The following is a 6,572-nucleotide window of genomic DNA, read 5'->3' on the forward strand; positions in this document are numbered from 1 at the left end:
AGCCCCAGACCTATCTTGTAGTACTTGGAGTCGTACCACAATGACATGTCGTAGTCAGCACTCGCAGCACCGCTCGTTCCCATTGTTGTTGCCATACTTATCACTCCTGTAATTTGTATTTGAGTCAACTTCAAACATAAATAAAGTCTCTCGTTTACAAGAAACCATGTTCTTATGGCGACTATTATCAGAAAAAGTTTCATCGAAAAAATGGTTTTTTTACGCCCGGCGACCGGACAGCGGACGTGATTGACTTTACAAGCACTGTCGTCGCACAATAACTGATCTTATTACTCGCCGCAGAATGACGCCAATCCTGCGTGCCAGAACATTGACAGTCGATGGAAAATTTTATTAGAGAATTTAAACACGCGCTTTCTCCCGAAAATTGCCAACATCTCATCAGCAAATTTGAACAGGACTCACAGAAACAACCAGGCCATACCGGTGCAGGATTTGATAAAGCAAAAAAAGACAGCATGGATCTTTATATCAGTGGACAACCTGGCTGGCAGCGGGAGTGTCAGGCGATTGATCAGGCGATCATTAACGCAATCGTCCGTTACGCGCGGCTGTTTCCGTTTTTAATTACGGGTGCCGTATCACCCGGTATTGTCGACCCGCAAACGCAGAAAACGCGCCCGATTCTTCATGACGACCTAAAACAAATGGGTGATCCGCAATTGACCGGCCTGATTAACGCAATGTACCAGCTGGACGGGATTAATCTTCAGCGCTACACGCAGGGACAAGGGGGTTATCATCACTGGCACTCGGAGCATTATCCGCATCCCACAGATTCCAGCCAGCGAACGCTGCGGCGGGCTCTGTTATGGGTGCTTTACCTGAATGATGTCAGCGAAGGCGGTGAGACTGAATTTTATTATCAGCAAGTGAAAATAAAACCGGTCCAGGGCAGCCTGATCATCGCACCGTGTATTTTTACCCACACTCATCGCGGCCATATTCCCACTTCGAACGACAAATACGTGCTGGCTTCCTGGTTGATGTACAGACCCGCCGCTCAGCTCTTTGGGCAGGCACCAACCACTAAGAAAGTATAAATTATATTGTAGATTAACTCAGTCGAATCATAGTCATACATCCAATCACTGTAGATTGGTTAATTTGTACTGATTTAGACTTGATCTGACAGTTACCGGTTTATCGGAAGTGACTGTCAGGTCAAATTCAGCTCAACAATTTTTCCTGCCAGATTTTTTTGCCATCGATGAACGTATTCATTGGTGTTCTTCCACGGCACATTTTACCTTTCTTGCAAGATCAAGCTTTCGGTGAACAAACGACACCAGCGACAAGATATCCAGAGCATCTTGTTCTGTCATTTCCCACTTGACCTTAGGTGCATGTGCCGTGGGATTGCGGACTGCACCAACCAGCCCCACAAGAATGTTCGTAAGCCCCTTCTGTTCACTGAGCTCAGTATCAGTAGACAGCCCATTCACCGCAAGAATTGGGCGCTTGGTTGAGAATGCTTCATTGAATAGATCGGCCCCGTCCGACGTGAGTCCAGAAAGCTAGCGAATCCGCTCGGCCACTCCCTTTACAGCTTCCAACACAGCATGGAAATAGTTTTCATCAAGTAGCTCGGCACGAAAGAACTCAAAGATCTTTTCATGGACGTAATGGACGTAGCGGACGCATACGTCACTGGTATCAACGAAGTCCGTTGATTGTGTTTTTGCACAACACGATAAGCCCGCAGCAAATTCCCAAATATCTTACTGTTCAACCCGTGCTCACGGCAATAGGCCACCTGTGTCAATCCACTCCCCTGCCACGCTTTGACATGCTGCTCTTGTTGTTCCGGTGATGTCATCGGCCAACCTCCTGTGAAAATATTCGAGGATTCCTTGTTCTGAGTTATTTATTCGCTTACACCAACTATATTACAGGGATGGTTTGATTGTTTTGCTTCCGTTATGAGGAAATGTGCCAACGCCGCACGTGGAATGGAGTTACTTCCCTCCGGCAACGCTCCCTCTGCCAATCGGTATTCTTCTGATTTTTTTTCATTGAGAAAACCTACTCGTGCAATCGTCCATTCAAGCTTGGAGGCAAGTATGGTGTTTTCCATGAGGCTCGCATTATGAGCATTGTTTCTGGCTATGAACCGAAGCACACGATCCAACAACTTGCTGCTTAGAAAAAGCAATGCTGTAGAAACAACAAGTAACCGACTGATCCCGCATTTTTGCATAGAGTCGACTACCGCAACCGCAGAATCAGAATAGATTCTACAGGCTGCCTTAGTTGGTGAGCGAGGGCCTAGTGTAGAAATGACAACGTCGTGTCCGGGTAAAATTTGTTGCAGAGCTTCTGGCTCACAAACATCCCCGGCAAGAACATTTAGGTTTGGATGATCAATATCTGCTAGTTTGTCCTTCGAGCGAACCACGGCGGTTACATCATCCCCAGCCTCTAATGCAAGATTGAGGATTCCGCGTCCCGTGCGCCCATTTGCGCCTAATAGTAGTATTTTCGTATGACCTAATTCTTTTGCCCAGCACATAAGTGTTTTAAAAATTTGTATTCCGTATACCCCAGAATTTTTGTGATATAACAATCGCTAATTCAAAGCCATTATTATCTGGTTGAATACCGCACCAACCCGCAAGCTCCCCATCTAACAATACAATACGAATACGACAACCTTGTATTGCATTCGTTTTGATTTTATCTTCCATCCATGCTTGAATGCTGGTGGAATCAAAATACGGATGATCAATTAAATGTGTTCTCAATGAATCCTCATTTAATAGAACCATTAAATCCTCTGGATTCACTTCACTCAAAGGCAAAAACTCAATTTCACTCATATCTAATTACTTCTAACGTCCACCATGACCATTAGGGGAAGCGCGCCGAAGGCGCGGTTTCACCGATATATGTCAATCGTGTTGTTCGCTATCATTTTTACCAGTACTTGGGTTTGTTGAGCGCCTCTACGCAACGCGACTTGCCTTGGATGGGATCAATCTGATCGCCAACAAGAGACTGAGCCATCCATCCTTCCGGCTGTGAGAGCTTGAAGGGTGGTGAAATCACGTTCTCAGTGACCACACTGAATCCTACCATCGAGTAGAACCGTGGATCACCGTAGGTGAGCACGAGTTCAACACCGCAATTCTTCAGGGCGTTCAGGCCAAAATTGATCAACTTCTGGCCGATGCCTCGTCGCTGACAGTCGGTACGGATAGCCACGGGAGCCAGAATGAACGCGTCGATCTTACGTTCGAACCACATGCGCGAGAAGAGAATGCTGCCGACCAGATCTACGTCGTCTCGGGCAACAAACCCGTAGAAGTCGTTCTCGTCTGTGCTGCGTATAAGCTCCCCGGCGAGGTCGCCGACAATCGCTCCCTCAGACTCGCCTTCTGAATCGCAGAACGTCTTGGTAAACAGTGCCTCGATTTCGTCAGTTTCTTTGGGGTTGTATAACGAGAAATCCATCTTTCTTCCTAGCGAACGCCGCAAATCAGCCGCGCGCGCCTTTGGCGCGTCGGCTGGATTTGCCTCGTTATGCTGTATTGTTGTCCAAGTATTCATAGAAAATAGAGGTTAATTGGTCGTGAAACCCCCAGCCTATTCCATTTGTATCTTTGACAATATCATGGCAGCGCTCATAAAACTCATTTACAAGGCTTTCCTTTACTATTAGCTGAACAACCTGTTCATACATGCCTTCCATGCTTATGTAAAACTTCTCATCGATATCTCCGTAACTGTTTGTGAACTCGACTCCAGTTTCAACGTAGAAAAGCATAATTTCAGCTATTTGTTGGATATCACTAGATAGTTTTTTGAATTCGGTAATGCTTTTTTTTGCAACCGATAATCTCGCTTTTCCAAAACCTCGTTTTGGGAAAAATTCATTTTTTATAATTTCTTTATGTTTTTCTAATACTGAAGCTTGATTATTTGAACTATACTTTATTTCATAATAATCTTTGACAAAATCATTTTTCTTGAATAAATCTATTATTTGTTTTGTTAGTTCTTCTTTGGAAGCATCGTTGAGGCACTTTTTTAATTCTGTAACTTTCATGGAATACTCTATTGTTCTCTATGAAGCATAACAAGTAATTATACAGTTTCTGTATAATGGCCGTTCACTCCATGACGCATTTTCAAGCCTGATGTGCTCGAGACGAATATGTGGTGTCAAAGACCAGTCAATATCCATATCGCCTTCTATATCCAGCGTCCGTCCAGTGATTTCACTCAACTGTCGAACTGCATAGTCACGCGCCCAGTTCCAGTCCATCAGTGCAATCACTGCGGCAATCAATAGCAACAGAGAGAGCAACACAATTACGATCCATTTGAAAATGGCCATAGCTTTTGTATCGTGAAGATTCGGTTCTTGTCACACAATCAAAAGAAGCACTTGTGATATGCCACTTATCATACTCTCCGATCTGCTGTGATGCAGATCAGTGTCAACTCATGAAGTTTCTTGTTGTAGACAATCTGTAACCCAATACACATATACTGGACAATCCCTAAACTGCCAATGATATCTGGCTGGTTTGACCAATTTGCTACGAAAATTGGTCACTCCTTGTTCAAGTTATGCAATGAGACCGCAGTCCTGTTTTATTGTCTATTCTCCATGAGACCCAAGCCGGGCTGTATAATTTCTTTCGGATCCAGGTCAGCGACGTCTGCCTTTCCTTTGTGAAGTATCTTCAAACCTGATTTTGAGTGATTTGTCACCAAACATATAACCATTGAGTTTTTCAATAGCTGCTCTGGCCTCATGGCCTTCCATTGAAATAAATCCAAAGCCAATACATTTTCCGGTGAACATATCTACCGCGAGTTTAATAGAATGTACTTTGCCGCATTCCGAAAATAGCTCCGATACACTGGCTTCAGTCGCGTTACTTGGTAGATTCCCAACAAATAATCTTTTCAAAAGATGTCCTTTTTTGTGAGAAGGAGGGTAGCAGTATGTTGTATGAGACTTGCACTTTCCAGACATACAACATGTCAAATGGCACAATGCTGATTAATATCGTTTGTAGACAGACAAAACAACAGGTTTTGCTTGCTATCCCTATTACAAGCACAGCATGTGCCCAGATTCAGTGAATTTAGTCGATATATTCAACTATTACCGGGATGGAGCAGGGATCGGATCTTGAATTTCTTGATTGAACAAATGCGCACGTTCACATCAATACGCTCTTGATGCTATCTGAACAAAGCTTTCTTGTAAAGTGAAAATCTTACCTGCTATTAAACAGATAAGAGGATAAAATAATTTTTTTCGGCCTTAAAGTCGATTTGCAAACATGTGGCATGGCTCAGTGTGATAGCCATTCACAGTCTTCTGACGCTGCTGCAAATCTTTTTGTAGTGTTGAGTGTTGACGTCTGATCATTCTGCCCTGTTATCCTTAACCCCCAGGCTAAAGACAATCAGGACAGGTCAATTGACACGTATACCCGGTTGCTTCATATATTCAATGCACAGGTTACTGAGTCACGTTGATCATTGAAAACGGATATCAATAAAACGAATCAGAAACAAAATATTATTTCTGGTCTTATTTTTTCATACGATAATTGATTCGGCCTTTGGTTAAATCGTAGGGAGACATTTCCAGTTTTACCTTGTCGCCCAGCACTATACGTATTCTAAAACGACGCATGTTACCAGATGTATAAGCCTGAACTTCTTTACCGTTTTCCAGTTCCACACGATAACACTGGTTACGCAATACATTCGTTACCGTTCCTTCCAGTTCTATAAGTTCTTCTTTAGACATAATAGTACCTCCAAGCTGATATACAGCGATGAATGAAAACATCATCGCTGTAATTGATGTTTTAAAACAAAGGAAGCATCGAATCTGATAAAAACGTAGATGAGATCAAAGCGAAAAACTAAAAGCCGAGATCACATGGACTTATGTGAGCGTATCGTGTTGTATTCTGTTCAGAACCGCATCGCTCGCTGAATTATTTTCTCAGACGCTTCCTGAAAAATCGTTTCTAAAATTTGAAATCTGTTTAAAACAGATGACAGTGATATGCATCTGGCTGTTTAAAACATTAAACAGCCTGCAATTTTATGCATATAAACCAGATGAATTATTGGCCCATGCCAACAATTCGACCATGTTTTTAAGCGTTAAAAGCAAACCCGTATCAACGGACCTGCTTTCAATCAAAACAGGATTTGAGTGGCCTTGAAATCAAAGTGTCCGGAGTGTCCAAACTGATATTTGTTGCCGCTCCGGGATCAAATTGTCAGCGGCCGGATGCCGCTGTATTTGACATACTCCCGAAATATTGACAGTTCCGGCCATACGCCGATTTTGACCATGACTGCAACTCAGGCGGCAACTCTATTGATACCTCTATTGTATTTCTTGCCGTTGTTTTTAAAGCCGGCCGGCTTGCCTGGGCGTTTTTTGTATTTCTGTTCATTTGGCTTTTTACCGGTAGCGCCAGGGTTCATCAACCGGTTGATCGCATTCCATTTTCCGGTATTCGCCGGTGTCACCAGACACATGGCGGAGCCTTCCGCGCCAGCGCGGG

The 6,572-nt window shown here is 43.6% G+C and carries 10 protein-coding genes and 1 pseudogene; 1 reads left to right on the forward strand and 10 read right to left on the reverse strand.

Annotation, left to right across the window (positions count from 1 at the left end):
* The first annotated feature begins 341 nt into the window (after positions 1-341).
* Positions 342-1,064, forward strand: coding sequence for a 2OG-Fe(II) oxygenase (locus BMY62_RS15420; RefSeq protein WP_090662052.1), 723 nt, complete (start codon positions 342-344; stop codon positions 1,062-1,064).
* A gap of 177 nt (positions 1,065-1,241) precedes the next feature.
* On the opposite strand, the pseudogene BMY62_RS16405 reads toward BMY62_RS15420, so the two are convergent.
* From BMY62_RS16405 to BMY62_RS16290, 10 genes and pseudogenes are all read right to left on the reverse strand, one after another.
* A pseudogene (locus BMY62_RS16405) lies at positions 1,242-1,631 on the reverse strand (TIGR02391 family protein).
* Positions 1,565-1,840, reverse strand: coding sequence for an IS66 family insertion sequence element accessory protein TnpA (gene tnpA, locus BMY62_RS16770; protein WP_442753241.1), 276 nt, complete (start codon positions 1,838-1,840; stop codon positions 1,565-1,567). The pseudogene BMY62_RS16405 and the gene tnpA overlap by 67 nt, the downstream one beginning before the upstream one ends.
* A 48-nt stretch (positions 1,841-1,888) precedes the next feature.
* Positions 1,889-2,533 carry an NAD(P)-dependent oxidoreductase gene (locus BMY62_RS16415; protein ID WP_090662055.1) on the reverse strand — a complete coding sequence of 215 codons (645 nt, stop codon included), beginning with the start codon at positions 2,531-2,533 and terminating at the stop codon, positions 1,889-1,891.
* Between the two features lie 7 nt (positions 2,534-2,540).
* Positions 2,541-2,840, reverse strand: coding sequence for a hypothetical protein (locus BMY62_RS15435; RefSeq protein WP_090662058.1), 300 nt, complete (start codon positions 2,838-2,840; stop codon positions 2,541-2,543).
* Between the two features lie 97 nt (positions 2,841-2,937).
* Entirely contained in the window at positions 2,938-3,570 is a 633-nt protein-coding gene (locus BMY62_RS15440) for a GNAT family N-acetyltransferase (protein ID WP_218143009.1), read from the reverse strand.
* Positions 3,542-4,069: a DUF6155 family protein gene (locus tag BMY62_RS15445; RefSeq protein WP_090662064.1), complete on the reverse strand. Its 528-nt coding sequence runs from the start codon at positions 4,067-4,069 to the stop codon at positions 3,542-3,544. Before BMY62_RS15445 ends, BMY62_RS15440 begins: the two co-directional genes overlap by 29 nt.
* Positions 4,070-4,087: 18 nt before the next feature.
* Positions 4,088-4,360 carry an AsmA family protein gene (locus tag BMY62_RS15450; RefSeq protein WP_090662067.1) on the reverse strand — a complete coding sequence of 91 codons (273 nt, stop codon included), beginning with the start codon at positions 4,358-4,360 and terminating at the stop codon, positions 4,088-4,090.
* 318 nt (positions 4,361-4,678) lie between these two features.
* Positions 4,679-4,942, reverse strand: coding sequence for an RNA recognition motif domain-containing protein (locus tag BMY62_RS15455; protein ID WP_090662070.1), 264 nt, complete (start codon positions 4,940-4,942; stop codon positions 4,679-4,681).
* A 633-nt stretch (positions 4,943-5,575) separates the two neighbouring features.
* Positions 5,576-5,797, reverse strand: a complete 222-nt coding sequence (gene infA / locus BMY62_RS15460; RefSeq protein ID WP_090629157.1) for a translation initiation factor IF-1 — start codon at positions 5,795-5,797, stop codon at positions 5,576-5,578.
* Positions 5,798-6,366: 569 nt separating this feature from the next.
* The coding region (locus tag BMY62_RS16290) for a hypothetical protein (RefSeq protein ID WP_218143010.1) at positions 6,367-6,572 on the reverse strand (206 nt) is incomplete at its 5' end.

The organism is Nitrosomonas marina (assembly GCF_900111605.1).
GTDB lineage: Bacteria > Pseudomonadota > Gammaproteobacteria > Burkholderiales > Nitrosomonadaceae > Nitrosomonas > Nitrosomonas marina_A.

Excerpts from the sequence above, each read along its gene's own strand:
- BMY62_RS15420 (WP_090662052.1), top strand. The coding sequence starts at position 342 with ATGGAAAATTTTATTAGAGAATTTAAACACGCGCTTTCTCCCGAAAAT.
- tnpA (WP_442753241.1), bottom strand. The coding sequence starts at position 1,840 with ATGACATCACCGGAACAACAAGAGCAGCATGTCAAAGCGTGGCAGGGG.
- BMY62_RS16415 (WP_090662055.1), bottom strand. The coding sequence starts at position 2,533 with ATGTGCTGGGCAAAAGAATTAGGTCATACGAAAATACTACTATTAGGC.
- BMY62_RS15435 (WP_090662058.1), bottom strand. The coding sequence starts at position 2,840 with ATGAGTGAAATTGAGTTTTTGCCTTTGAGTGAAGTGAATCCAGAGGAT.
- BMY62_RS15440 (WP_218143009.1), bottom strand. The coding sequence starts at position 3,570 with ATGAATACTTGGACAACAATACAGCATAACGAGGCAAATCCAGCCGAC.
- BMY62_RS15445 (WP_090662064.1), bottom strand. The coding sequence starts at position 4,069 with ATGAAAGTTACAGAATTAAAAAAGTGCCTCAACGATGCTTCCAAAGAA.
- BMY62_RS15450 (WP_090662067.1), bottom strand. The coding sequence starts at position 4,360 with ATGGCCATTTTCAAATGGATCGTAATTGTGTTGCTCTCTCTGTTGCTA.
- infA (WP_090629157.1), bottom strand. The coding sequence starts at position 5,797 with ATGTCTAAAGAAGAACTTATAGAACTGGAAGGAACGGTAACGAATGTA.